Source organism: Deinococcus aerophilus (assembly GCF_014647075.1).
GTDB lineage: Bacteria > Deinococcota > Deinococci > Deinococcales > Deinococcaceae > Deinococcus > Deinococcus aerophilus.
On sequence record NZ_BMOM01000001.1, the window covers coordinates 54,768 to 77,717 of the forward strand.

The 22,950-nt window shown below is 68.9% G+C and carries 22 protein-coding genes and 1 tRNA gene; 15 read left to right on the forward strand and 8 right to left on the reverse strand.

What is annotated here, in order from left to right:
• Positions 1-42: 42 nt before the first annotated feature.
• From IEY21_RS00290 to IEY21_RS00300, 3 genes are read left to right on the forward strand one after another with little or no spacing between them, the layout of a single operon-like run.
• Positions 43-2,013, forward strand: coding sequence for an endonuclease (locus tag IEY21_RS00290; RefSeq protein WP_188900152.1), 1,971 nt, complete (start codon positions 43-45; stop codon positions 2,011-2,013).
• 28 nt (positions 2,014-2,041) lie between these two features.
• Entirely contained in the window at positions 2,042-2,563 is a 522-nt protein-coding gene (locus IEY21_RS00295) for a DinB family protein (protein ID WP_188900154.1), read from the forward strand.
• Positions 2,560-2,997 carry a hypothetical protein gene (locus IEY21_RS00300; protein WP_188900156.1) on the forward strand — a complete coding sequence of 146 codons (438 nt, stop codon included), beginning with the start codon at positions 2,560-2,562 and terminating at the stop codon, positions 2,995-2,997. The genes IEY21_RS00295 and IEY21_RS00300 overlap by 4 nt, the downstream gene beginning before the upstream one ends.
• Before the next feature lie 25 nt (positions 2,998-3,022).
• On the opposite strand, the gene IEY21_RS00305 is transcribed toward IEY21_RS00300, so the two are convergent.
• A complete protein-coding gene (locus IEY21_RS00305) occupies positions 3,023-3,301 on the reverse strand; it encodes a hypothetical protein (protein WP_188900158.1) in 279 nt (92 codons plus the stop codon).
• 251 nt (positions 3,302-3,552) lie between these two features.
• Here IEY21_RS00305 and IEY21_RS00310 point away from each other — a divergent pair, with 251 nt between their 5' ends.
• Both IEY21_RS00310 and IEY21_RS00315 read left to right on the forward strand, forming a co-directional pair.
• Positions 3,553-4,077, forward strand: coding sequence for a hypothetical protein (locus IEY21_RS00310; RefSeq protein ID WP_188900160.1), 525 nt, complete (start codon positions 3,553-3,555; stop codon positions 4,075-4,077).
• 13 nt (positions 4,078-4,090) lie between these two features.
• A complete protein-coding gene (locus IEY21_RS00315; RefSeq protein WP_188900162.1) occupies positions 4,091-4,735 on the forward strand; it encodes a ComF family protein in 645 nt (214 codons plus the stop codon).
• Between the two features lie 28 nt (positions 4,736-4,763).
• Here the strand turns inward: IEY21_RS00315 and IEY21_RS00320 are convergent, their stop codons facing one another.
• From IEY21_RS00320 to IEY21_RS00330, 3 genes are all read right to left on the reverse strand, one after another.
• Positions 4,764-5,174, reverse strand: a complete 411-nt coding sequence (locus IEY21_RS00320) for a methylglyoxal synthase (protein WP_188900164.1) — start codon at positions 5,172-5,174, stop codon at positions 4,764-4,766.
• A 64-nt stretch (positions 5,175-5,238) separates the two neighbouring features.
• The gene (locus IEY21_RS00325) at positions 5,239-6,075 is read right to left on the reverse strand and encodes a DUF1206 domain-containing protein (RefSeq protein ID WP_188900166.1); all 837 of its coding nucleotides are present in this window, start codon (positions 6,073-6,075) and stop codon (positions 5,239-5,241) included.
• A 150-nt stretch (positions 6,076-6,225) separates the two neighbouring features.
• Positions 6,226-6,738, reverse strand: a complete 513-nt coding sequence (locus tag IEY21_RS00330; RefSeq protein WP_188900168.1) for a type III secretion system chaperone family protein — start codon at positions 6,736-6,738, stop codon at positions 6,226-6,228.
• A gap of 96 nt (positions 6,739-6,834) precedes the next feature.
• Here IEY21_RS00330 and IEY21_RS00335 point away from each other — a divergent pair, with 96 nt between their 5' ends.
• From IEY21_RS00335 to IEY21_RS00355, 5 genes are all read left to right on the forward strand, one after another.
• Positions 6,835-7,911 carry a bifunctional nicotinamide-nucleotide adenylyltransferase/Nudix hydroxylase gene (locus tag IEY21_RS00335; protein ID WP_188900170.1) on the forward strand — a complete coding sequence of 359 codons (1,077 nt, stop codon included), beginning with the start codon at positions 6,835-6,837 and terminating at the stop codon, positions 7,909-7,911.
• Between the two features lie 89 nt (positions 7,912-8,000).
• Positions 8,001-10,655, forward strand: coding sequence for a DEAD/DEAH box helicase (locus IEY21_RS00340; RefSeq protein WP_188900172.1), 2,655 nt, complete (start codon positions 8,001-8,003; stop codon positions 10,653-10,655).
• A 219-nt stretch (positions 10,656-10,874) separates the two neighbouring features.
• Positions 10,875-10,948: transfer RNA gene (locus IEY21_RS00345), tRNA-Gln, on the forward strand.
• 263 nt (positions 10,949-11,211) lie between these two features.
• Positions 11,212-11,829, forward strand: a complete 618-nt coding sequence (locus IEY21_RS00350; protein ID WP_188900174.1) for a DUF4384 domain-containing protein — start codon at positions 11,212-11,214, stop codon at positions 11,827-11,829.
• Positions 11,830-11,922: 93 nt separating this feature from the next.
• A complete protein-coding gene (locus IEY21_RS00355; protein WP_188900176.1) occupies positions 11,923-13,035 on the forward strand; it encodes a DUF4357 domain-containing protein in 1,113 nt (370 codons plus the stop codon).
• Here the strand turns inward: IEY21_RS00355 and paaI are convergent.
• A complete protein-coding gene (gene paaI / locus IEY21_RS00360) occupies positions 13,008-13,400 on the reverse strand; it encodes a hydroxyphenylacetyl-CoA thioesterase PaaI (protein WP_188900178.1) in 393 nt (130 codons plus the stop codon). The two genes, IEY21_RS00355 and paaI, sit on opposite strands and share 28 nt — an antisense overlap.
• A 19-nt stretch (positions 13,401-13,419) precedes the next feature.
• Entirely contained in the window at positions 13,420-14,277 is an 858-nt protein-coding gene (locus IEY21_RS00365) for a MerR family transcriptional regulator (protein ID WP_188900179.1), read from the reverse strand.
• Between the two features lie 103 nt (positions 14,278-14,380).
• On the opposite strand from IEY21_RS00365, the gene IEY21_RS00370 reads away from it, so the two are divergent.
• Positions 14,381-15,070, forward strand: coding sequence for a glycerophosphodiester phosphodiesterase (locus IEY21_RS00370; protein ID WP_188900181.1), 690 nt, complete (start codon positions 14,381-14,383; stop codon positions 15,068-15,070).
• Positions 15,071-15,094: 24 nt separating this feature from the next.
• On the opposite strand, the gene IEY21_RS00375 is transcribed toward IEY21_RS00370, so the two are convergent.
• Positions 15,095-15,931, reverse strand: a complete 837-nt coding sequence (locus tag IEY21_RS00375; RefSeq protein WP_188900183.1) for an SDR family oxidoreductase — start codon at positions 15,929-15,931, stop codon at positions 15,095-15,097.
• Between the two features lie 161 nt (positions 15,932-16,092).
• On the opposite strand from IEY21_RS00375, the gene IEY21_RS00380 reads away from it, so the two are divergent.
• From IEY21_RS00380 to IEY21_RS00390, 3 genes are all read left to right on the forward strand, one after another.
• Positions 16,093-17,376 carry an ABC transporter substrate-binding protein gene (locus IEY21_RS00380; protein ID WP_188900185.1) on the forward strand — a complete coding sequence of 428 codons (1,284 nt, stop codon included), beginning with the start codon at positions 16,093-16,095 and terminating at the stop codon, positions 17,374-17,376.
• 196 nt (positions 17,377-17,572) lie between these two features.
• Positions 17,573-18,505, forward strand: a complete 933-nt coding sequence (locus IEY21_RS00385; RefSeq protein WP_229752718.1) for a carbohydrate ABC transporter permease — start codon at positions 17,573-17,575, stop codon at positions 18,503-18,505.
• Positions 18,495-19,364 carry a carbohydrate ABC transporter permease gene (locus IEY21_RS00390; RefSeq protein ID WP_188900187.1) on the forward strand — a complete coding sequence of 290 codons (870 nt, stop codon included), beginning with the start codon at positions 18,495-18,497 and terminating at the stop codon, positions 19,362-19,364. The genes IEY21_RS00385 and IEY21_RS00390 overlap by 11 nt, the downstream gene beginning before the upstream one ends.
• 84 nt (positions 19,365-19,448) lie before the next feature.
• Here IEY21_RS00390 and IEY21_RS00395 read toward each other — a convergent pair whose 3' ends face one another.
• Positions 19,449-20,981: a carboxypeptidase M32 gene (locus tag IEY21_RS00395; RefSeq protein ID WP_188900189.1), complete on the reverse strand. Its 1,533-nt coding sequence runs from the start codon at positions 20,979-20,981 to the stop codon at positions 19,449-19,451.
• A gap of 130 nt (positions 20,982-21,111) precedes the next feature.
• Here IEY21_RS00395 and IEY21_RS00400 point away from each other — a divergent pair, with 130 nt between their 5' ends.
• Entirely contained in the window at positions 21,112-22,944 is a 1,833-nt protein-coding gene (locus IEY21_RS00400) for a S9 family peptidase (protein WP_188900191.1), read from the forward strand.
• Positions 22,945-22,950 lie beyond the last annotated feature (6 nt).

Here is a 22,950-nt window from a genome sequence, read left to right on the forward strand (position 1 = left end):
TTGGCGCAGGCCGCGGTCCGGCGGGAACGCTACGCTGCCCGCATGGACATTCCGCCCGAGGTGCTCAAAGAAACGCAGGCCCGCTTTGTCGGGCGGGACTCCGTGCGGACGCACACCCTCGAGCGCCTGGGGGTGGGTGGGCCGCTCGCGGCGGAAACCCAGGCGCGGGTCCAGGGCCGCCTGACCCGGCTGGGGGTGCCGTTTCCGGACGCCTGCGCCCTGTCCGAGGGCCGCGAGACCATGCTGGAGGTGGCCGGGCGCCTGCCGGGCGACACCCGCATTCAGATGGAACGCATCCTGGGTGCCAACGATCTGGTGGGGGTGGCGTACCTGGACCTGGCCCGCGCCGCCGCGCAGGCGGTGGGCCGGGTGGTGCTGCGGGACCGCCGCGGCCGCACGGTGGGCTTCGGGACCGGGTGGCTGTGCAGCCCGCGCGCCATCTTGACCAACCACCACGTTCTCGAGGACGCCGCGAGCGCGCGGCTCTCGGTGATCGAGTTCAATTATGAGCTCAGGCCCGACGGCTCGCTGAGCACCCCGGTCACGCTGCCGCTGGACCCCGATACGCTGTTCCTGACCTCGCAGGCGTTGGACTACTCGCTGGTGGCGGTGCGCGGAGACACCTCGGCCTTCGGCTGGCTGCCGCTGTATGCCAGCGTGGACAAGACCGTGCTGGGCGAGGCCCTGAGCATCGTGCAGCACCCGGGTGGCGAGCCCAAGCAGGTGGCGCTGCGCGAGAACCGGCTGGTGGACCTGTTGCCCGACTTCCTGCACTACGAGACCGACACCGCCCCGGGCAGCAGCGGCAGTCCGGTGTTCAACGACGCGTGGGAGGTCGTCGCCCTGCACCACAGCGGCGTGCCGCGCACCGACGCCCAGGGCCGCACCCTGAGGCGCGACGGCCAGCCCATGCAGCCCGGAGACCCCGACAGCGCCATCGAGTGGATTGCCAACGAGGGAGTGCGGGTCAGCCGCCTGCTGAGCGACCTGCGCGCCCGCCCCGACGCGGCCGGCAACCCCCTCGTGGCCGAGGTGCTGACCCCCAGCCGTCCGCCCCCCCTGGCCCTCTCTCCCGCCGCGCCGCCTGTGGGCCGCGCGGCCGAGGCGGTCAGCGCCGTGGACCTGGGCCTCGTCACCCCCGGCCCGGACGGGGTGGTGAGCTGGCCCGTGACCCTGAGGCTGCAGGTCCGGGGAGGAGAGGCGGGGCCGCCCCCACCGCCCGTGTCGTCCGCCCCGCGGCCCGCCCCCGCCGCCTATCTTGGTCCGCAGGACGCAGCGGCGGCGGCCGCCTACTACGCGGGTCTGACCCCGGGGGGCGACCCACAGGCCCGCTTCGTGGAACTGTCGCAACTGCTGACGCGCACCCACACGCACACGCCGCGCTACAACCCTGCCGCGGAGCTGTACCCGCACGTAGACGTGTGGCCCGACGGGCGGCTGCGCAGCCTGTACAGCGCCCGCGAACACCGCCCCGAAGAGCTGATTGCCGCCGACCGGGCCGCGCAGGCGCGCCGCACCGAGCTGGCCGCCCGCGAGGGCCTGAGCGTTGACACGCTGGAAGACGCGTTTCCGTACAACTGCGAACACGTGGTGCCGCAGAGCTGGTTTGGCAAGCGCGAGCCGATGCGCGGCGACCTGCACCACCTGTTTGCCTGCGAACCCGACTGCAACTCGTTCCGGGGCAACACGCCGTACTTCGATTTTCCCGACTACGGCGAGGCCCTCAGAAGCGACTGCGGCCGGCGCGATCCCGGCGAGTTCGAGCCTGCCCACGGCAAGGGCGCGGCGGCACGGGCCACCCTGTACTTTCTGCTGCGCTATCCCGGGGTGGTGCGGCAGTACGCCGAGCGCCACCTGCAGACCCTGCTCGCTTGGCACGCAGCCCAGCCGCCCGGGGACTGGGAGCGGCACCGCAACGCCGAGATCTTCACGCGCCAGGGCAACCGCAATCCGCTGATTGACCATCCCGGGTGGGCCGGAGACATCGCGTTCTCGGAGGGGTTGGGGCGCTGAACAATGGGCGGCCCTGTAAACTGAGCGCATGACACAACCTTTGCTGGACGCCTCCTCGCTGCGCTTCGTGGGGGAAACGCCCGGGGAAGTTCGCGTGCGCCTGAGCACCGAACTCGACCGCCTGGAAGCCCACCTGCGCGGCCGCGCCCACGACTGGTCCACCGCGCAGCCCGGACGCGAGTGGTCGCCCGCCCAGGAGGCCGAACACGTCATGAAGATCGACGACAGCATCGTGCCCCTGCTGCGGCTGCTGCTGTCGGACAAACCGCTGCGGCCCATGCCCCAGATTCCCGGTGAGCTGAAAGACGGCAAGCGCCAGGCTCCACCGATGACGCTGCCGGGCGAGGACGGCCTGCCCTTCGAAGCCCTGGACACCACCTGGGCTGAACACCGGACCCGCCTGGAGGAGATGGCCGCCCGCGTGGAGCCCACGCCGGGCCGCACCTTCTGGCATCAGTTTCTGGGCGAGCTCGACGCCCTGGACTGGCTGCGGATGGTCGTTGCCCACATCCGCGCCCACCGCAAGCTGCTTGAGCAGAGTGCTGCGTGAGCAGTCCACCGACCCCGGGCGACAAGGGGGTGCGCGGCCACGAGCTGGACCTGCACGTCACCTTCACGCACCCGCTGCCCGAGGCCCAGGCCCTGGCGGCGCTGCTTGTGCTGGACGGTTTCCGGGTGGAACTGTACCGACCCCATCCCGCGCCCACCCGGCCGGCTGGCGAGGCGGTGCCGGTGCCGGCCGAGGCCCCGCCCATTCCCTCGGCCCGCCTGACCGGTCCGCTGCATGACCCGGAAGCGGTGCGCGCGGGCCTCTCGGCGCTGCTGGGCAAGGACGCCCGCTACGTCGAGGTGGGCCTGCGCGGCTTTCTGCGCAGCGCCACCGGCCAGACCGAGTGGATGCCGTGGCGCACCAACCGGGTGCTGAAGCGGGCCGAGGCGGGGCAGGTGGCCTTCGAGCCGGCCGTCCGCTACGTGCTGGAGTAGCGGAGAATGGAGGCGCGGGGGCAGGTCAGGCGCTGAGCGGCAGCACCAGCGCGCGGGCCTTGGCGCCGTTCCGGTGGGGGTGCAGCGCCAGCACCTGCAACTGGACCTCGGGACGCAGCAGGTAGGGCAGAACGGTGTGGCTCAGGGTATTCAGGGCGTGTCCGGCGTCGGCCAGCGGGCAGCCGCGCAGCACCAGCACGGCGTGGGTGCTGTCCTGGTTGACCCAGACATCAACCGTGATTTCCAGGTCGGTGCCGTGGGCCGTGCGGAACTCGAAGGGGTGGGCGCGCCGGAGCGGGTGCATGGTGAATTCACATCCTTGGGGGAAGGGGTGAGGACAAGACGGAAGCGGGGTCACCCAGGCGGGACCACGGGGACGGGGAAACGCTGGGTTGTTGAGCTGAGTCCATCGTAGCGGGAAACAGACCGTCCTTTTGTCCCGGCCCGGCAGCGGCGGTCACTGCTGCGGGCCTTGGCCTTCCCTTCGTGCAATAAGGCGTGCAAAAGGCATGAACTTCACGCCGGGCCCGGCCCGCTCCCCGCTACACTCGGGCCATGAGTGCTGCGCCCGTCTCCGAGATGCTGCGTGAATACCAGGGCTACGTGCTTGCCTACCGTCTGCGCGCCGCCGTGGGCGGGCGGGTCGCGCCTGCCGGGGCGCAGCTCAGCCTCGCCGAGTACGCCGCCACCCGTATCGAGCGCCAGGATCTGGCCCGCAGCCTGGTGAAGAAGGGACTGGATTCCGGACGCATGCGCCGGCTGGACGCGCTCTCGGACGTGCTGATGTTCGGGTTCTGGCTGAATCCGGCCGAGGTGGCGGCCTTTCTGCGTGCCGCCATCCGCGAGGGCAGTCACCCGGCGCTGGGCCACCCGGACGCCTTCGCCGCGCTGCTCACCCACACCGAGCGCCAGCGCCTGGGCGAGGGCGGCGTGCAGCGGGTCTGCGCGCACCACCTCGCCTGCCTGACGCTCGCCGCCCCCATGCTCGACCCCGACGGTCTGTCCCGCGCGTGGCAGCGCATCGAGGACACCGTGCCGCCCCTGTTTCTGGATGAACTGGTGGGAACCGGCGCCGTGTGAGCGTGACCGCAACATGACGCCGGGTCCGGGCGGACTGTGGAACGGGCTGTGGCGGGCGCTGCTGCCCCGGGCATGTCCGGGATGTGCCGCGCAGCTGGGCGCCGAGGTGGGCCTGTGCCGTGGGTGCCGGGCCGACCTGCACGCCACGGTTGAAAGCCACAGCCCGCTGCGCCCCCGTCCCGGGCCTCATCTGGTCACGCTGGGCCGCTACCGTGGCGTCAACCGCCGCGTCGTCCGCGCCCTGAAGTTCGGGGACGCGCGTGATCTGGCCGGCGTGCTGGGCACGGCGCTGGGCCGGGGCGTGCCGGGGGAGTGGGGTGTGCGGGCGGTGGTGCCGGTGCCGCTGCATCCGTCCCGGCAGCGCGAGCGCGGCTTCAATCAGGCCGAATTGCTCGGGCGGGCGGTGGCTCGGGAACTGGGTGTGCCCTGCCTGAACGCCCTGGAGCGCACCCGCGCGACCCGGCAGCAGGCCCGCCGAAGTGCGGCCGAGCGCGACGACCTGCGCGGGGCCTTTGCGGTTAGGCCCGGTGTCCTGCCCACCGGACCGCTGCTGCTCCTCGACGATGTGCTGACGACCGGACACACCCTGCTGGCCTGCCAGGAGGCCCTGCACGCGGCGGGGGCCGGCGAGGTGTACGTGGCGGTGGTGGCCCGCTGAGGGGCGGCCCGGACCGCCCGCTCCCCTCCTAGCCGTCTACCTGCTCGCGCAGCCACAGCATCAGAGCCTGTGCGCTGGCCGGGTTGGTCGCCAGCGGGATGTCGTGAACATCGCACAGCCGCACCAGGGCACTGACGTCCGGCTCGTGCGGCTGTGCGGTCAACGGGTCGCGGAAGAAAAAGACCGCGAGCACCCGCTCCTCGGCGAGCCGCGCGCCGATCTGCTGGTCGCCGCCCAGCGGGCCCGACAGCACCCGCTCGACCTGCAGTCCCGTCTGTTTGTGCAGAATGCCGCCGGTCGTGCCGGTTGCCACCAGATGAAAGCGCCCCAGCACCTCGCGGTGGCTCAGGGCGAACATGGCCAGTTCCAACTTCTTCTTGTCGTGCGCGATCAGGGCCACCTGCCGCGAACCCGATCTGCTGCCGTCCGTCCCGGTCATGGCGGCATTCTTTCATGGCGGCTGCGGCGCGGCGCGGGTTGTCTTGCGCTCTGCGCCGCAGGCCTCAGTCGGTCACCTTGATACGGCGGTACAGCGCCTGGGTCACGCACCACACGCCGTAACACAGCGTTCCCAGCGCCACGGCGCCCAGCAGCAGCTGTCCGGCCGGCTGGTCGCGCAGCCAGGCCATCGCCTCGGAGGTGCCGACCACGATGCTCGCGCGGCCACGCCACGCAGCCACCAGCAGAAAGATGCCCACGATGGTCAGCAGCAGGCCGCGCGCCGCGACCCCCACCTGCCCGATGCGTTTGAGGGTGCCCCGGTACCGCGCTCCCACGTCGGTAAAGGCCATGCGCTTCATGAATTTTGCTCCGTACGCGCTGTACAGCTGATTGGCCGCCACCGCGAGCAGCGCCACGCCGGCCAGGCCCAGCAGCACCTGTCCGCCGGGCAGCTGCAGCACCTGTGAGGCGGTCTGACTTTCGCTGTTCGGGTCGCGCGGGGCGCTGCCCTGGACCGCCACGCGGGCGCTGAACACCGCCAGGGTCAGGTACGCGGCCCCGCTCACCAGATACCCGGCGCGCTTGACCAGCCCCTTGGCCTCGGTGCCCTGATGTTCCGGGTCCATGATGGCCCGCAGCAGCTGCCACAGCGCGTAGCCCACCAGTCCCACCACCAGCACCCACAGCAGGGCGCTGCCGGCCGGAAGGTCCTGCAGGCGCAGCAGTGCGCCCTTGGTGTCGGTGGTGGTGCCCCCGCTGCCCAGCACCAGACTCAGGGCCAGGAAGCCCACCGTGCCGTACACCACGCCCTTGCTCGCATACCCGAACCGGGCCAGGGCCTCCAGCCCCGGCGCGACCCGGCGCCCGGCCCGCTCGACCTGTGATCTGGCAGTTGACATGGGCCCACTATGCCCCGCCGTCTTCCGGGCCGGATGCGCCGCGCCCGTCCGGGTTTCTTAAGGGTCTGCTGTCTTATTGGGGCGTCACGGATGGCGCAACGCTGGAGCCACGAGCCGGAGCTGTCCTGGGGACACGCCCCGCACCGGGACTCAGGGCAGCTCGCCCTCGAAGTCGCGGACGTCGCTGAGGTAGTCGGTCATCCAGGCCTTCAACGCCGCCCGGGTGTATCCGCCGCGCACCGGCATGGTGGAATCCAGGTAGTAGGCACCCTCGTAGATGTACGCCTGGGTGTAGTAGTTGCTGTTCCAGTCGTTGGTGAACTGCGGGTCCAGGGCGTCCAGGCTGCCGCTGTAATCCCAGGAGGTGCTCGCGGTCACGCGGGCGCAGATGCCCGCCTCACAGCCGCTGAGCCACACGTCCAGCTCGCGGTTGCCGGCCACCACGGCCATGCTGGGATCACTGTCGGGGACGCTGGGGTTCATGGTGACCGTGTAGCCGGCCTCGCGCAGCGCGGCGGCGATGGCCGCCGGCGTGGCCGACTGCACCTGGGCCGCCGTGCCGGTGAGGGGCGCTCCCGCTCCGCCCGCCACGGCCGCGCCGGACAGGGAAACGCCAGAAAGGGCAAGCAGCGCAGCGCTGACCGACCGCATCTTTTTGTTCATAACGTCACAGTACGCTTTTTGTTGCGGCGCTGGTCCGCATATGCGCCGCCGGCCCATTCACCCTCTTCATGCACGCGCCGCTTCATGATGAGGAACATGACCGCTCCCCGTGACCCTGCACCGGTGCCCCCGCGCACCCGCCCGTCCCCGGCCCGGCGAAAACGCACCTTCGGGGTGTACATCGGGCGGTTCGAGCCGCCGCACGCCGCGCACCTGCAGGTGATGCTCGAGGCCCTGCACAGCGTTCAGAAGCTGATCGTGGTGATCGGCTCGGCGCGGGCGGCGCGCAACACCAAGAACCCCTTCACCGCCGAGGAACGTCAGGAGATCATCGTCGCCATGTTGCGGGGGGCGGGGGTGGCACGCAGCCGGGTGCTGTTCGTGGAGGTACGCGACTACTTCTACAACGAGGGCCTGTGGCTGTCCGAGGTGCAGCGCGGCGTGCACGCCCACACGCGCGGCAGCAGCGACGTGGCCCTGATCGGCCATATCAAGGATGAGAGCAGCTACTACCTGCGCTCGTTTCCGGCCTGGGAATTCATTCCCACCCATGTGGTGAGCCCGCTGAGCGCCACGGCGGTGCGCCGCGCGTACTTCGAGGAGCGCCTAGAAGAGGTTGCTGGGATGGTGCCGTCCGCCGTTCATGCCTTTCTGGATGCCTTTCGCGCCACCCCCGAGTACGGCGAACTGCGTGACGAGTACGTGTACCTGCGCGACTACCGCCGCGCCTGGGCCGACGCTCCGTTCGCGCCGGTGTTCGTCACTGCCGACGCGGTGGTCACCCGCAGCGGCCACGTGCTGCTGGTGCGCCGGGCCGGCATGCCCGGCCGGGGCCGCCTCGCCATGCCCGGCGGGTTTCTGGGCCAGGAGGAAACGCTGCTCGCCTGCGCCGCCGGGCGGGTGCACGCCGAGACGGGCCTGCGCACCGGCACCCCACTTGCGGGCGCGCTGCGCGGTCAGGCGGTCTTCGATTACCCGGAGCGCAGCCTGCGCGGACGCACCGTGACGCACGCCTTTCATTTCGACCTGGGCATCGGCCAACTGCCCCGGCTGCAGGGCGGCGGAGACGACGGCGAGGCGCTGTGGATGCCGCTGGGCGAGGTCCTCGCGCGCCCCGAGCTGTTCTTCGAGGACCATCACGCGATCATCGAGCACTTTTTAATGCGCGGGTGAGGCATGGCTGAGGCGCCGCCCGGAAGAAGGCGCACGACCGTGACGCGGTTCTCTGCGGCGGTGGCCGGCCCCGCCTACACTGGACCGTGATGCCGCCCACCGCCCCCTCCTTCGCCCGCCTGGAGGGATTTCTGCGCGATACCCTGGGCGGCGGGGCCACCCGGCTGTACGAGGAGGCCGCCGCGCCTGCCCGCACGCTGGCCGCCCACGAGCTGGGCTGGTCGCCGGCGGTGGCGCGGGGATTCGGGTTCGATCAGGTATATGCGCATCAGGCCGAGACCTACCGGCTGATGCGCGGCGGGCAGCACGTCATCGTGACCACGCCGACGGCCAGCGGCAAGACCGGGGCCTTCTTTCCCGCGGTGTTCGACCGGCTGGAACGCGATCCCGGTGCCACCGCGCTGTTCGTGTATCCACTCGTCGCCCTGGGCCAGGACCAGCGCGACAAGCTGCGGGCCTTTCGTGAGCGCGGCGGCTTTGCGTGGGACATCGGAGCGTTTCAGGGGGCGGCGCAGGCCGCCGAGGTGTTCGGCGCCGGCGTGCGCATGGTGACGGCCACGCCCGACAAGCTGCACTGGTCGCTGACCCACCCGCGCGTGCGCGACTTTCTTAGGAACCTTTCCTTTCTGGTGCTGGACGAGGCCCACACCTACCGCGGAGGTTTTGGCAGCGAGGTGGCCGGGATGCTGCGCCGCCTGCTGGAGCTGGCGCGCGCGCTGGGGGCCGACCCGCAGGTGGTGCTGAGCACCGCCACCATCGGCAACCCGGCCGAATTTGCCCGCGAGCTGATCGGCGTGGACGCCACCGAGGTGGCCGAATCCGGGGCCGCGCGCCCCGGCAAGCGCTATTACCTCGCTGACCACCGGGGACAGCCGCGCCGCTTCTGGGACGCCGTGATGGACGCCTCTCAGAGGTACGACCTGAAGGTGCTCGCCTTCTTCCGGGGGCGCTCGCGCGCCGCGCGGCTGTACGGCACATACCGTGCCCAGCCGCGGTACGCGGGCCGCGCCCACCTGTACATGGCAGGCACCAGCGACCGCGAGGGCCGCCTGAGCGAGTTCCGCCGCGCGGGCAGCGGCGTGATGTTTGCCACCAACGCGCTGGAGGCCGGGGTGGACATCGGGGACCTGGAGGTGGTGATCATCGACGGCTATCCCGGCTCGCGCATGGCCTTCCGGCAGATGGCGGGCCGGGCCGGGCGCATCGCGCCGGGGCTGGTGCTGTACCTGCCGGCCCTGAACGAGCAGGGGGTGCCGCAGCCGGCCGACGCCTTTTACAGCAACTCCGGCAACTTTCTGGACCTGCTGACCGGCCCCATTGAGCGCGCGGTGGTGGAGGCGGCCAATCCCTACCTCTCGCCCCGGCACCACGCCCGCCAGAACGAGGAATACCGCGCAGCGGGCCTGAGTGGGCCGCACCCGGCCGGACTGGAGGCGCAGAAGTACTGGAACCTGCGCGGCGAGGGCAGCCTGAAGTACGCCGTGGTGGAGGCCGCCGAATGGGAGCGGCTGGGACCAAAGGCGCTGGACACGCCCCTGGAATCGCCCAGCCAGCACTACGCCCTGACCGAGAAGCACGAGGGGGCAGTGTTTACCCTGGACGGCCAGGGGTACAAGGTGCTGCGCTGGGAAAAACATCCCGCCGGCACCGCCATTCTGGTCGAGAGGTACAGCGCCGAGAGCCTGTTCACGCGCGGCCTGTACAGCATCGAGGTCACGCCGCGCACCATGACCGCCTGGGAGCGGCGCGGGCCGCTGGCCTTCCGGCACGGTGAGGTCAGCATCCGCCGCCGCTACACCGGCTACCAGATGCTGCGGCAGGTCTTCGAGCGGGTCTGCGTGGGCTGTGACCGCGACCCTGGCCCCACCGAGCGCACCTGCGCGCGCTGCGGCGGCCGCATCCAGGACCGCATGCAGGACCACAAGCTCAGCGAGCACCTGTACGAGCAGCCCGTCGAGCTGCCGCCCTTTCGCACCAGCGCGCTGGAAATCGGCCTGGACCCACGGGCCACCGAGCGCCCCGGTGCAGTGGCGCACACCCTCAAGCACCTGCTGCAGAAGGTGACCCCCGAACGGGTGGCCTGCGACGACAGCGATCTGGCCGGGGCCTTCCGTGAGGGCCACGACGCCTACTTTTTCCTGTACGACGACTGGCTGGGCGGCCTGGGGGTGTCGCGCCGCGCCTACGAGCAACTCGAGGAACTGCTGCGCCGCGCACTGGCGCTGTGTTCCAAGACGTGCTGCAAGACTCCGGAGGGCTGTTACGAGTGCATCGCCGTCTCGCGCTGCTTCTCGCCGTACCTGCCGAGTGGGGAGCGCCGCCCCACCGATAAGCACGCCACCCGCGCCTTTCTGGAGGCGGTGCTGGGGGTGGAAACTGTGCCCGAGCCGGTCCTCCAGGGTGCCGGTGCCGACGCTCCCGCACTTCCCGAGCCGGCTCCGGACCTGCCGCCGTCGTGGCCGCTGCAGGCGCGGGAGCTGCTGGACCTGTACGGGCTCTCGCTGCCCGAGGTCAGCGCCCGGCTGGGCATTCCCAGCCGCGAGCTGCAACGCGCTGTCAGCTCCACCCAGCCGCTGCGGCTGCAGCACGCCAAGTTCGGTGAGGGGGTCTTCCTGCAGGGCTTTCATCAGGGCGAGCGGCGGGAGGTGCTGGTCTATTTTCCCGGCGTGGGGCAAAAACGCCTGCTGCTGAAGTTTGCGGGCCTGCGGGTGGTCGAGCGCCCGACCGGCGTGCCCGCCGTGTAGAACGGCTGAGATGGCGGCATGCCCCGTCCTGGGGACCCGTCCTGAGCGCGACGGGGCCATTCGGGAGTCACTTTGCGGGCCTATTGACCCGGGAGGAAGGGCCGTATCCTGCCGGTTTCTGGGCACCCGGCAGTTGACCCCCCGCGCTGGCCCCCGCTATACTTCACAGCGCTGTTCGCGCGCTGCGCCGGGGCAGGGCAGCGGGAGAAGTCAAGGTACAGGGATATGGTGTAATGGCAGCACAACAGATTTTGGATCTGTTTGTCTAGGTTCGAATCCTAGTATCCCTGCCAGAAAACGAACACAGACGCAGATCGGGCAGCTTTCCTCCACAGGAAGGCCGCCGCGTCTTTGGATGGGCTGCGGGCCACCGCAAGCTGACTGGGAGGTTCATGAGGCGCAAAGGGGGGCTGTCTCACGTTGCGTCAGCCTGCCTTCACCGGGCGTCAGGTGGCGGGGCGTAACGTGAATACAGAAGCGAGTTGCGCCGTGATCAGCGTACCGGGAATGCCCCGGTCCGGCGGATAAACCCTGCTTTCTCCCCGGAGGTTCCCCCATGACTGTTTCCTTCCTTAAAAAATCGGCCCTGCTGTTTGCTGCCACCACCGCCCTGCTGGGGTTGGCCGTACCTGCCGCCGCCGCGCCCAAGATCAGTGCCCAGAGCATCATCGTCAACCCCGTTCCCACCACGCTGCAGGCCCGCGTGTGGGTGGACCGCGATCCCAGCGGTGACCGCAATCCCGGCTACCGCATAGGCGAGCAGATCACGCTGTACACCAGCGTCAACGAGAACGCCTACGTGTACCTGTTCAACGTGAACCCGGACGGCAGCACCGACCAGATCCTGCCCAACCGCATCAGCGCGAGCAACTACGTGCGTGCCGGACAGACCCGCGCCTTTCCGGCGAGCGGCGACAAGTTTGTTTTCAATGTCGCTGGTCCCTACGGCCTCAACCGCGTTCTGGTGATTGCCAGCCGCCGCCCGCTGAGCCTTTCGGAACTCAGCAGCTACCGCAGCAGCGGTGACAGCTTTGCCACCGTCAAGCCGAGGAGCAGCCAGGGTCTGGCGCAGGCGCTGAGCATCGTGGTGGACCCGGTGCCCTCGCCCGTGACGCAGCCGGTGCCCCAGACAGACTGGATCAGCGACACCGCGTACTACACCGTCGCGTACTGAGGGTCTGCCCGGGGGGGCGGAGGGGGCCAGCGGCCTGCCTCCGCCCCCTTTTATGTGCTTCCTGCCACGACCCCACTGCTACACTCGCCGCAGATGCCCAGCGTGCAAGACCGAATGCGGGAGGCCGTCTGTGTCGTTCAGGAGTGGCTGACGCACATGTCCAATCCCGGCGAGGCCATCGTCCGGCAGGCCATCGTGCTGCGCGTGCTGCACGCCGCCGGCTTCGACATCTGGAACCCGGCCGAGGTCGTTCCCGAGGAAACCAACGGGAGTGGCAACCGCTCGGATTTCCTTATCCGCGCCGGAGCGGGCAAGTTCGCGCTGGAACTCAAGGGTCTGAAGGGAAACAGCGGTGATCTGAGGGGCAAGCCCTACGAACAGGTGGTGACCTACGCGGCGGGCGAGGGCACCCGCTGGGCCATGCTGACCAACGGCAAGGTCTGGGTGATTCTGGACCGGATGCACAACCCGGGGGGAACCTTCGAGGACCACGAGGTCCTGAAGCTGGAACTGGGACAGGAGGGCCACACCTTTGCCGACGATCTGGCCGCCCTGCTCGACGCTGGGATGTGGCGCAGGAACGGTTTTGCACAGGCTGTGAGGACCGTGGCCGATCGCCAGCAGCGGCGACTGGACGAGGCACGCGTCCGCCGCGAAAAGACAGCGGTGGTGGAAGAAGTGATGGCGCGCTTCAGAATTCCCACCTTTGAGCTGGCGGCGGACGCTGCGGTCAGGATGAATGAACTGACGGAAGCTGAGCGGGACGTCCTGCTGGGCGGGTCCAGATCCGGCGCGACGCCGCGCCGGGCGGAAACGGCTGGGCCGTCACTGCTGCCGACTCCTGCGGACAACGGCAAACGGCTGGACTTCGTGTATGAGTTGAAGGGCGCAGAAGCCCGCGCGGTCTACTGCCCCGCAGACGGCAGCTGGACCGTAAGGGCGGGCAGCACCGCTCTGAACCGGGTGCTGGCACAGGAGCGCAGCAATGCCCAGGGGGTCAGGAAGCGCAGGGCGGCCATGCTGGAGAAGGGCGAGATCATCGTCAGAGATGAGCGGCTGATCGAGTATGTTCGTGATGTCCGGTATACGAGTGCCAGCCTCTCTGCCATGGACATTGCCGGAGCGTCCCGCAACGGCTGGAGAAGCTGGAAAGATGCCCAGGGTCGCCCTGCACAGTACTACCGCCCTGGCCCTGAGCCGGACTGACCTACTTCCCGGCTCCTGCGGCTGACGGTCCCCGTGAACAGGGCCAGCACCTCGCCCGCCTCGCCGCGCCGCACCTCCACGCGGTAGGTGGCCAGGGTGCGGCCCACGCGCTCGGGGGTGGCCACCGCGATCAGCTCGTCTCCGGAGCGGGCAGCCCGGAAAAAGCTCAGGTGGGTGTCCACGGCCACGGCCTGCGCCTCCAGATTGCTGATCACCGCGAAGGCCTCGTCGGCCACGCTGAAGATCAGGCCGCCGTGGGCGGTGCCGTGCATGTTCAGGCCCGCGTCCGTCACGGTGGCGCGGACGCGGGTTACTTCGGGGGTGGCCTGCAGCACGGTCATTCCCAGGGTATCGGCGTAGTTCATGCCGCCAGCCTAACGCGCCTCAGCAGGGCTCAAACGGCCACGCCACGTCGCCCGCCGGGTCACCGCCTTCCAGCGTGTTCCAGTCGTGCGGATAGACCTCGCGGGGGCTGAGCGCACTGGCCGTGCCGTGTGCCGCAGCGTGGGCACAGGCCGCGTCGTAGGCGTCCAGAATGCCGGGAAACGCGAACTGTGCCCGGGTCAGGGTGACGTAGGCCTCTACATGGGCCGGTTCCTCGCGCAGCACGAATGCCCCGCGGGGAGCCAGGTTGCCCCGGTACGGCACGCAGACCTCCACCGGACCGTCGCTGTCGGGATTGACCTGACCGTGGTATACGACGAACGGGGCACCTGCCACAGCTGCGCCCGCCTCCACAACCATGCGCGGCAGTTCGTGGAGCTGCTGTTCTATAAAGCCGGGCAGGTCATCCACCCGCACATGGCGCGTCAAGGTCAGGACCGGCTGGGCGGAAACAGAACGTTGCTGAACATGAAAGTGCGAGGTCATGGCGGGTTCTCCTTGCAGGGAGCGGAGGATGTAGTGGGCCAGGGCGCGGCGCCGGAGATGGTCGCCCTCGGCGGCGTTCCAGTGGGTCCGGATCAGGGGGGCCTGCTGGGGGGAAGGGGCGTCCAACACGGCGCGGATGTCGGCCAGGGACAGTCCCAGTTGGCGCAACAGGCCGATCAGGCGGGCCTGGGGCAGCTGCCGGGGCGAGTAGTAGCGGTAGCCGCTGTCCGGGTCCACCCGTGCGGGCGCCAGCAGGCCCAGGTCGTCGTACAGCCGCAGGGCTTTCAGACTCAGGCGAGAGGCCTGGGCAAAGGCACCGATGGTCAGCGGCGCGTCGGGGTGAGGCGGCGTACAGGGAGAAAGGCTGTTCATGGGGGGCTCCGCCTCCGGAGGTGGTCCCAGCATGGGGCCTGCCCCTGGGGCAGGGTCAAGCGGGCCGCGTGCCCGTTGCTCCGCGGCGGTTAGATTGGGGGCCATGACGCCGCTGTTGCTGGGCCACCGGGGAACGCCACGACTTCACCGAGAAAATACGCTTTCAGGCTTTCAGGCCGCTCTGGACGCCGGACTGGATGGTGTGGAGCTGGACGTGCGCCGGCTCCGGGACGGCACGCTGGTTATTCACCACGACGAGCACCTTTCCGACGGCCGCGCGCTGCCGGAGATGACGGCCGCCGACCTGCCCGCCGAGATACCCACGCTGGACGCCACGCTGGTCTGGGCCGCGCGGACCGGCGCGTTCGTCAACGTGGAACTCAAGTTCGAGCGGGCGTGGCCGGACGACCGTGTGGCACGCACGCTGGACGCCATCCGCAGCCACGGCCTGAGCGGGCAGGTGATTGTCAGCAGCTTCAATCCGCTGCTGCTCGCCGCTGCCCGCCGCCACGCCCCGGACATCGCGCGCGGCCTGCTGATTCACCGGGCATACCGCCTGGGACCGTTGGACCTGGTGCCCGCCGCCATGACGTGGCTGAGGGCGGCGGCGCTGCACCCGCACCACACCCTGATCGACGCGGCACTCATGGACCAGGCCCGGGCCGGGGGCTGGCAGGTGAATACCTGGACCGTGAACAACCCCGCCGAGGTCATCCGCCTGACGGCGCTGGGGGTTCACACCCTGATCGGCGATCTGCCGGAGGTGCTGCAAACGGCCCGCCCGGAGTCCTGAGGCCGGTTCAGGGCAGAAGCGTTCTCAGCGTTCCCAGTCCGAGCGGTAGTGCCGCGCGAAGTCCCCGATGGTATGGCCCTCACGGCCCGTCAGACGGCGCACATCCGGCGTGAGGGATGCGGTTTCCCCGGCCCGGATGGGCGGGTAGATGGCGGCGATGGCGCGCGCCTCCTCCTCGTCGCTCTCGCCGGTGGAGGTCATGAATTCCACGAAGCCGTCGTCATCGACCGGGCGGTAGGTGATGGAGTGGCCCAGCGCCTCGCTCAGGGCGGCGGCGACGGCATGGCGGTCAATGGACTGCGGACCGGTCAACGGGTAGACCTCGCCGTCGTGACCGGGCTGGGTCAGGACCGTCACCGCCGCCGCCGCGATGTCGCGCGTGTCGATGAAGCTGGTGGGATGCTCGCCGGCCGGTTCGGCAAATTCGTGGCGCTCACGGATGCCCTTCTGGAACATCTGGTTGTAGTTCTGCATGAACCAGTTGGGCCGCAGGATGGTCCAGGACAGCCCACTGTCCCGCACGACGTCCTCTGCCTCCCCGAGCGGATTGTCGCCCTGCTCGGCTCCAAAGCCCGATTGCAGAACCACCTGTTGCACGCCCGCCTCCCGCATCAGGTCCAGGCTGCGCCCCACCTGCTCCATCTCGATCGTCTCCGGCACGACCAGATACACCGCCCGCACGCCCTGCAGGGCCGCGCGCACGCTCGCCTCGTCTCCGAAGTCGAAGCGCACCGCCTCGGCTCCGTCCAGCGTGAGCTGTTCGGGGTGGCGGGTCCCGGCCCGCACCGGCTGTCCGGCGTGTACCAGCTGGGGCACCAGCTCGCGGCCCACATTTCCAGTGGCGGCGGTCACAAGAATCATGCCTGACTGTAAGCCGCTTGTTGGTCCGCTGAGGCGTGTCTCAAGGGGGCCTCAAGACGGCGAGAGCGGTGGGCTGTACCCTGTGATTGCCGTCGGCGGCCCCCAAAATGAGAGCAAAACGGCTTGACAACGCCTTGATGAGAAGCGCTTACTCTAATCCCATGAAAAGAATAATGCTGACGCTGGCCCTGATGGGCACGGCCACCGCCCAGACCACCATCGAGTTCTGGCATTCCTTTGGAGACGCCAAGCGCACCGGCTGGATCCAGGCGCGGGCCGAGGAATTCAACAAGGCCAACCCCGAGTACAAGGTCGTGCCCAGCTACAAGGGCAGCTACAACGACAGCCTGCAGGCCACCATCCTGGCGGCGCGTCAGGGCAAGCCGCCGGCCCTGGTCCAGATCTTTGAGGTCGGCAGCCAGCTGGCCCTCGACAGCGGCGTGTTCCAGCCGGTGAGCGGCATCAAGAACGTGGATTTCTCCGACTACATCAAGCCGGTGATCAATTACTACACCATCAACGGCAAGGTGAACAGCCTGCCGTTCAACTCCTCCTCGCCGGTGCTGTACTACAACAAGGACCTGATGAAGAAGGCGGGCCTGAACCCCAACCAGCCCCCCACCACCTTCGGCGGCATGCTGGACGCGTGCAAGAAGATCGAGGCCGCCAAGCTGGGCGTGACCTGCTTTGGCATGAGCCTCAACGGCTGGTTCGTCGAGCAGTGGATGGCGCAGCAGGGCGCGCCGCTGCTGAACAACAACAACGGCCGCACCGCCCGCGCCACCAGCACCAACCTGGACAGCCAGGCAGCCAAGAACATCTTCCAATTCTTCAAGTCCCTGCAGGACAACAAGTACTACACCTACACCGGCAAGCTTGAGGACTGGGACGGCAGCGACGCGATCTTCACCAACCAGAAGGTCGTCTTCCACATCACCTCCACCGCCGACATCGGCAACAACGGGGAGGCTGCCAAGAAGGCCGGGTTCCAGATGGGGATCGGCGTGCTGCCCATCGTGTCGGGGACCAAGCGCAACGGCGTGGTGATCGGCGGGGCCAGCCTGTGGATTCCCAAGAACATCTCCAAGACGCAGGCCGAGGGTGCGCTGGACTTCGCGCTGTACATGACCAACACCAAGAACATGGCCGAGTGGCACAAGCTGACCGGCTACTACCCGGTGCGCCAGAGCAGCATTGAGCTGCTGCGCAAGCAGGGCTGGTTCACCCAGACCCCGCTGCAGCTCGTCGCCTTCAATCAGCTCACCAAGACGGTGCCCAGCCCCGCCACCGCCGGCGGCCTGAACGGCGCGGCCATCCAGACCCGCAAGATCATCGAAGAAGGTGTGCAGAAGGTCCTGAGCGGCACCTCGGTGGACGCCGCCCTGCGGGAAGCCAAGGCCCGCGCCGACGCTGCCCTCAGCGACTACAACGCCAACTTCAAGTAAGCTTCTGCGTCCTGTGGTCGCCCTGCCTGCTGGTGGCATGGGCGGCCCTTTCCTGGGTCGCCGGGGCGCGGCGGACCGGACCACGGCGGGGCGGCGCAGGGTCGCCCCGCAAAAAAGCCTAGATTGGACCATCCGTTTCCCTGCTCCGGGCGTTTCCCTGGACCTTCCCCACAGCTGACCTCAGGAGGTTGCTCCCTTGCTCAAACCCGCACAGACCACCGCCCCCACCGAGGAGAATGCGGTTTTCCGGGGCGCGGCCATGCCGTGGCTGTTTCTGCTGCCCAGCCTGATCATTCTGGGCGTCTTCATCTACCTGCCCGCGCTGCAGACGCTGCGGCTGGCGGCCTACAAGGCCAACGTCATTCTGGGCACCGAGCGCTTCGTGGGCCTGGCGAACGTCACCGAGCTGCTGCTCAGCCCGGCGTACCGGCAGGTGGCCCTGCAGACCCTGATCTTCATGGTCCTGACCGTGGGGCTGGGGCTGCTGTTCTCGCTGTCGTTGGCGTGGCTTGCGAGCCGGCCCATCCGCGGTTCCAAGTACTACCGTCTGCTGCTCATCTACCCGTATGCCCTGAGCCCCGCGATTGCCGGAACGCTGTGGCTGTTCATGTTCAACCCGGAAATCGGCGTGGTCAATCAGATTCTGGGAGACCTGTTCAGCGTCAAGCCGCGCTGGCTGGACGATCCCATCCTGGCCTTCGGGCTCGTGACGCTGGCGGCCATCTGGAAGGGGCTGGCGTACAACATCGTCTTTTACCTCGCGAGCATCCAGAACCTGCCCGGCGACGTGCTGGAGGCCGCCGAGATCGACGGCGCGACCCCGGCGCAGGTGTTCTGGCGGGTGGCGTTTCCACTGCTGACCCCCATCACCTTTTTCCTGGTGTTCACCAACATCATCTCGGCGCTGTTTGACTCGTTCGCGCTGACCGACATCCTCACCCGCGGCGGGCCGTACTACCACCACGCGGGCATCACGACCTTTCTGGTGTATCAGCTGTACCAGGACGGTTTCGTGAACTTCAAGAGCGGTGTGGCCGCCGCGCAGGCCGCGCTGATGCTCGTGCTGGTCGCGTTTATCACGTTCATGCAGTTCCGGGTGGGCGAAAGGCGGGTGCACTATGGCGGTTAAGACAGGAACGGCGCCGCTGAGCCGGGCCGGAAAACCGGGCGGAGGCCGCCGGGGACAGAGCTGGACCACCCATCTGGCGCTGGTGATCGCCGTGATCATCATCAGCACGCCGCTGATCTTCGCGCTGATCAAGGCCACCCAGGAGTCCAGCGCCGTGCTCAGCGCCAACATGCTGCCGGGCGGGGCCTTCTTCAAGAATCTGGGGCAGGTATGGTTCGACGCCAACCTGGGCCGCTACATGCTCAACAGCACCATCGTGGCGATCTGCGTGACCACCGGCAAGACCATCCTGGCCCTGATGGCCGCGCTGGCCTTCGTGTATTTCCGCTTTCCCTTCAAGGGCGTGGCCTTCACGCTGGTGCTGCTCTCGCTGATGCTGCCCACCGAGGTTCTGATCATCGCCCTGTTCGATCTGGTGAGCCAGGACCTGAAGTGGGCGAACACCTACACGGCGATCATCGTGCCGTTCCTGGCGAGTGCGACCGGCACCTTTCTGTTCCGGCAGCACTTCCTGAACATTCCCACCAGCTTGGCCGACGCCGCCCGCATCGACGGCTGCGGGCCGCTGCGGTACCTGACCCACATCCTGATCCCGATGAGCTGGAACACCATCGGGGCGCTGGCGGTCATCCAGTTCGTGTACGCCTGGGACCAGTACATCTGGCCGCTGGTGATCATGCAGCAGGACGACAAACAGGTGGTGCAGGTCGGCCTGCGCAAGCTGATCGAGGTGGGCGGCCAGACCGACTGGGGCGCGGTGATGGCGGGCGCGATCGTCACCATGCTGCCGCCGCTGCTCGTGTTTACGCTGCTGCAGGAGCAGTTCAGCCGGGGCTTCGCGCTCAGCGAGGACAAGTAGGGAAGGGCAGACACAACGCAGCGAAGAGGGGAGGCCATAGAAAGCCTCCCCCTCTTCCTTATGATGCTTCAGCTCAGCAGTGCCTCAGCTCAGCGCGTACAGCTCGCCGTACTTCTCGCGCAGGTACTTCAGGTACGGCTCGACCGTCATGGGCTGGCCGGTGGCGCGCTCCACGAGTTCGGCCGGCTGGTACAGGCCGCCCGGCGCGTACACGTGTTTCCGGAGCCAGCCGTGCAGGCGGCTGAAGTCGGCGCGGGCGATGTCGTCCTCCAGGCCCGGGTTGGCTTTCTCTGCGGCGGCGTAGAACTGCGCGCTCAGGACGTTGCCCAGCGTGTAGCCTTGGAAGGCCCCGCCGATGCTGCCGAAGTACCAGTGGACGTCCTGCAGCGCGCCGTTCACGTCATTGGGCGCGCGCAGGCCCAGGTTGCGCTCGTAGGCGGCGTGCCACGCATCGTTCAGGTCGCGCACGGCGAGCGTGCCGCCCAGCAGCTCCCGCTCCAGCTCATAGCGGGTGATGACATGCAGGTTGTAGGTCAGCTCATCGGCGTCGGTGCGGATCAGGGAACGGGCCACCGTGTTCACCGCGCGGTGCATCTCGTCCTCGCTGACATCCGAGAGCTGTTCGGGGAAGGCGTCCCGGAACTTGCCGAAATACGCGGCCCAGAACGCCCGGCTGCGGCCCACCAGGTTCTCCCACAGCCGCGACTGACTTTCGTGAACCCCGGCGCTGACCCCCCCGCCGATGGGCGTGCCCAGGAACTCCCCAGATACCCCCTGCTCGTACAGCGCGTGTCCGGCCTCGTGCAGCGTGGAATACAGCGCCTCGCCCAGGTCGTTCTCCTTGACGCGGGTGGTGATGCGCACGTCCGCGCCGCCCAGCCGGGTCATGAAGGGATGGTGGGTCAGGTCCTGGCGGCCCCGCGTGAAGTCGTAACCGTAGTCACGGATCACCGCCTCGCCAAAAGCGAGCTGCGTGGCAGCGGGGTAGTGGCGGTGCAGGAAGTCGGTGCGGGGCGGGGCGGCCCCGATCACGGCGTCGGCCAGCGGCACCAGGGCCTCACGCAGCTTGCTGAACACCTCGCCCACCTGCGCGGCGGTCATGCCCTCGTCGGAGCGGTCGATGAAGTAATCCATCGGATCGCCGAATTCGGGAAAGTACGCGGCGGCCTGACGGCTGAAGTCCAGCGACTTTTCCAGGTACGGCACCATCCGCGTGAAGTCATTGTCGGGCCGCGCCGTGGTCCACGCACTGTAGCTCTCGCCGCCGTGCTGGCTCCACGCGGCCACGAACTCGGCGGGAAAACGGGTGGCCTCCTCGAAGTTCTTGCGTGCCAGCGCAACCATGCGGGTCTGCGCGGGCGAGAGGTCCCCGCGGCCCTGCACAGCATCGAGCAGCCGGCCATAGTCCGCGTCGGTGGCGCGGGCATGGACCATGCGCGAGAGCAGCGACTGCTGGCGGGCGCGCCCCGCCGCCGCCCCGGACGGCAGGTAGGTGCTCTGGTCCCAGCCCAGCAGCGAGCCGATGCCGCCCAGGTCGGCCAGTTCCTGCCAGTGGGCCTTCAGGTCGGTCCACTGCGTGTCGGTGCTCCGGGCGTCTCCGGCGGTGGTGGAGGTCATAGGGGCGAGGGTAGCGCACCCGGGAGGGGGTCCGGGGAATACAGCCATGGGCTGCGCCCGGGCGTAGGCCGATTGGCCTAGCGCCCGGCGCCGCGCCGCATTCCGGGGAACAAGGTGGAAGACTGCGGCCATGCCCCCACGTCTTTCCCCCGAAGCCCTGGCGGCCCTGCCCACCGTGGCGGCGCTGAACGTCTCTCACGACGGCACCCAGGTGGCCTTCTATGCCGACTGGACCGGACGGTTCGAGCTGTACACCCTGGACCTAAAGACCCGGGAGCGCCGTCAGGTCACCGATGGTCAGGCCCCCAAGGCGGTGCGGGCGGGCTTCGTGTGGTCGGCGGACGACACGCACATTCTGTTCAGCCGCGACCAGAACGGCGACGAGCGGCAGGCGCTGTTTGACCTGAACCTGACGTCCGGCGAGGTGCAGGCCCTGCAGCACGATCCGCAGAGCATGGACTACGGGGTGGCCGCGCACCCCGACGGCCGACGGCTGCTTGTGAACAGCACGCGCGGCGGGCAGATGAACGTGCATGTCTATGACCGGGCTGCAGCGGGGGAGGCGGGGTGGACAGCGCTCACCGCTCTGCCCAGTGCCACCCAGGCCGCCGCATGGAGTCCCGATGGCACCTGCCTGACGCTGACGACCAACGACAGCGAGGATCTGCGCAACACCGACGGCTACGTGCTGAACGCCGATGGCTCGGGCCTGCGCCGCGTCCTGCGCGTGCGAGAGGGCAGCCAGGACAGTGTGGGGCAGTGGCATCCGGACGGCCTGCGGGTGGCAGCGAGCAGCGACGCCGACGGCCACCGCCGGGTGGGACTGCTCACCGTCGAGACGGGCGAGGTGCGCTGGCTGACTCCTCCGGACGGACAGACCGAGGAAGCGGCCGGCCATTTCTCTCCGGACGGACGGTGGTTGAGCGTCATCCGCAACGTGGACAGCACGCTGACCCCGGTGCTGTATGACACGGAGACCGCAGAGGCCCGCACGCTGAAGGTGCCGCCCGGCCTGGCGGTGGGCACCGAGTTCGCCCACGGAGGCAGCCACCTGCTGTTCAGCCATGTCACCACGACCACCCGCCCGCAGGTGCTGCTGTATAACCTCACAGACGACTCCTGCGAGGTGGTGCTGGAGGCCGATTTCGGTGAGGTGGACCCGGCCAGCTTCGTGCCCGGCGAGTACCTGCGTTACCCCACCTCAGACGGGCTGGAGGTCCCCGCGATCCTGTACCGCCCGCGTGAGCTGCGCGGAGACCAGCAGTATCCCGCCCTGATTCACGTCCACGGCGGTCCCACGGCGCAGTTCTTCCGGGGCTTTGACGCACAGGCGCAGTTTCTGGCCGATCAGGGCTATCTGGTGTTGTGCCCCAATGTGCGCGGCAGCACCGGTTACGGCGTGGCGTGGCGGGACGCCAACCTGCTGGACTGGGGCGGGCGCGACCTGGACGATGTGGCGGCGGGGGCCGAGTACCTGAAGACCCTGCCCGAGGTGGACGGCACGCGCCTGGGCATCTTCGGCGGCAGTTACGGCGGATACCTCAGCTACATGGCAGTGGTGAAGCGTCCCGAACTGTTCCGGGTGGGCGTGCCCATCGTGGGCATCACCGACCTGCAACAGCTGTACGCCGACAACTCCCGCGTGATGCCGCAGCTGGGCTACTACTTCCGCACCATGATGGGCGATCCGGTGGCGAACGCCGGGTTGTGGCGCGACCGCAGCGCCGTGACCCACGCCGCCGCCCTGAAGGCGCACCTGTTCATGATGCACGGCACCAACGACCCGCGCTGCCCGGTCAATCAGGCCCGCGGCTTCCGGGACGCGCTGCGGGCGAACGGACGCGAGGAGGGGCGCGACTTCGAGTACGTGGAATTTGAGGACGAGGGCCACGGCGCGGGCGACATCGCCGGAAAGGTACGCAGCTACCGCCTGATGGCCGACTACCTCGCGCGGCAGCTGTAACGGCCC

Coding starts and splice junctions, on each gene's coding strand:
- IEY21_RS00355 (WP_188900176.1), top strand. CDS start 11,923: ATGCCCAGCGTGCAAGACCGAATGCGGGAGGCCGTCTGTGTCGTTCAG.
- IEY21_RS00295 (WP_188900154.1), top strand. CDS start 2,042: ATGACACAACCTTTGCTGGACGCCTCCTCGCTGCGCTTCGTGGGGGAA.
- paaI (WP_188900178.1), bottom strand. CDS start 13,400: ATGAACTACGCCGATACCCTGGGAATGACCGTGCTGCAGGCCACCCCC.
- IEY21_RS00395 (WP_188900189.1), bottom strand. CDS start 20,981: ATGACCTCCACCACCGCCGGAGACGCCCGGAGCACCGACACGCAGTGG.
- IEY21_RS00380 (WP_188900185.1), top strand. CDS start 16,093: ATGAAAAGAATAATGCTGACGCTGGCCCTGATGGGCACGGCCACCGCC.
- IEY21_RS00350 (WP_188900174.1), top strand. CDS start 11,212: ATGACTGTTTCCTTCCTTAAAAAATCGGCCCTGCTGTTTGCTGCCACC.
- IEY21_RS00375 (WP_188900183.1), bottom strand. CDS start 15,931: ATGATTCTTGTGACCGCCGCCACTGGAAATGTGGGCCGCGAGCTGGTG.
- IEY21_RS00340 (WP_188900172.1), top strand. CDS start 8,001: ATGCCGCCCACCGCCCCCTCCTTCGCCCGCCTGGAGGGATTTCTGCGC.
- IEY21_RS00330 (WP_188900168.1), bottom strand. CDS start 6,738: ATGAACAAAAAGATGCGGTCGGTCAGCGCTGCGCTGCTTGCCCTTTCT.
- IEY21_RS00290 (WP_188900152.1), top strand. CDS start 43: ATGGACATTCCGCCCGAGGTGCTCAAAGAAACGCAGGCCCGCTTTGTC.
- IEY21_RS00315 (WP_188900162.1), top strand. CDS start 4,091: ATGACGCCGGGTCCGGGCGGACTGTGGAACGGGCTGTGGCGGGCGCTG.
- IEY21_RS00325 (WP_188900166.1), bottom strand. CDS start 6,075: ATGTCAACTGCCAGATCACAGGTCGAGCGGGCCGGGCGCCGGGTCGCG.
- IEY21_RS00365 (WP_188900179.1), bottom strand. CDS start 14,277: ATGAACAGCCTTTCTCCCTGTACGCCGCCTCACCCCGACGCGCCGCTG.
- IEY21_RS00320 (WP_188900164.1), bottom strand. CDS start 5,174: ATGACCGGGACGGACGGCAGCAGATCGGGTTCGCGGCAGGTGGCCCTG.
- IEY21_RS00335 (WP_188900170.1), top strand. CDS start 6,835: ATGACCGCTCCCCGTGACCCTGCACCGGTGCCCCCGCGCACCCGCCCG.
- IEY21_RS00305 (WP_188900158.1), bottom strand. CDS start 3,301: ATGCACCCGCTCCGGCGCGCCCACCCCTTCGAGTTCCGCACGGCCCAC.
- IEY21_RS00310 (WP_188900160.1), top strand. CDS start 3,553: ATGAGTGCTGCGCCCGTCTCCGAGATGCTGCGTGAATACCAGGGCTAC.
- IEY21_RS00370 (WP_188900181.1), top strand. CDS start 14,381: ATGACGCCGCTGTTGCTGGGCCACCGGGGAACGCCACGACTTCACCGA.
- IEY21_RS00390 (WP_188900187.1), top strand. CDS start 18,495: ATGGCGGTTAAGACAGGAACGGCGCCGCTGAGCCGGGCCGGAAAACCG.
- IEY21_RS00400 (WP_188900191.1), top strand. CDS start 21,112: ATGCCCCCACGTCTTTCCCCCGAAGCCCTGGCGGCCCTGCCCACCGTG.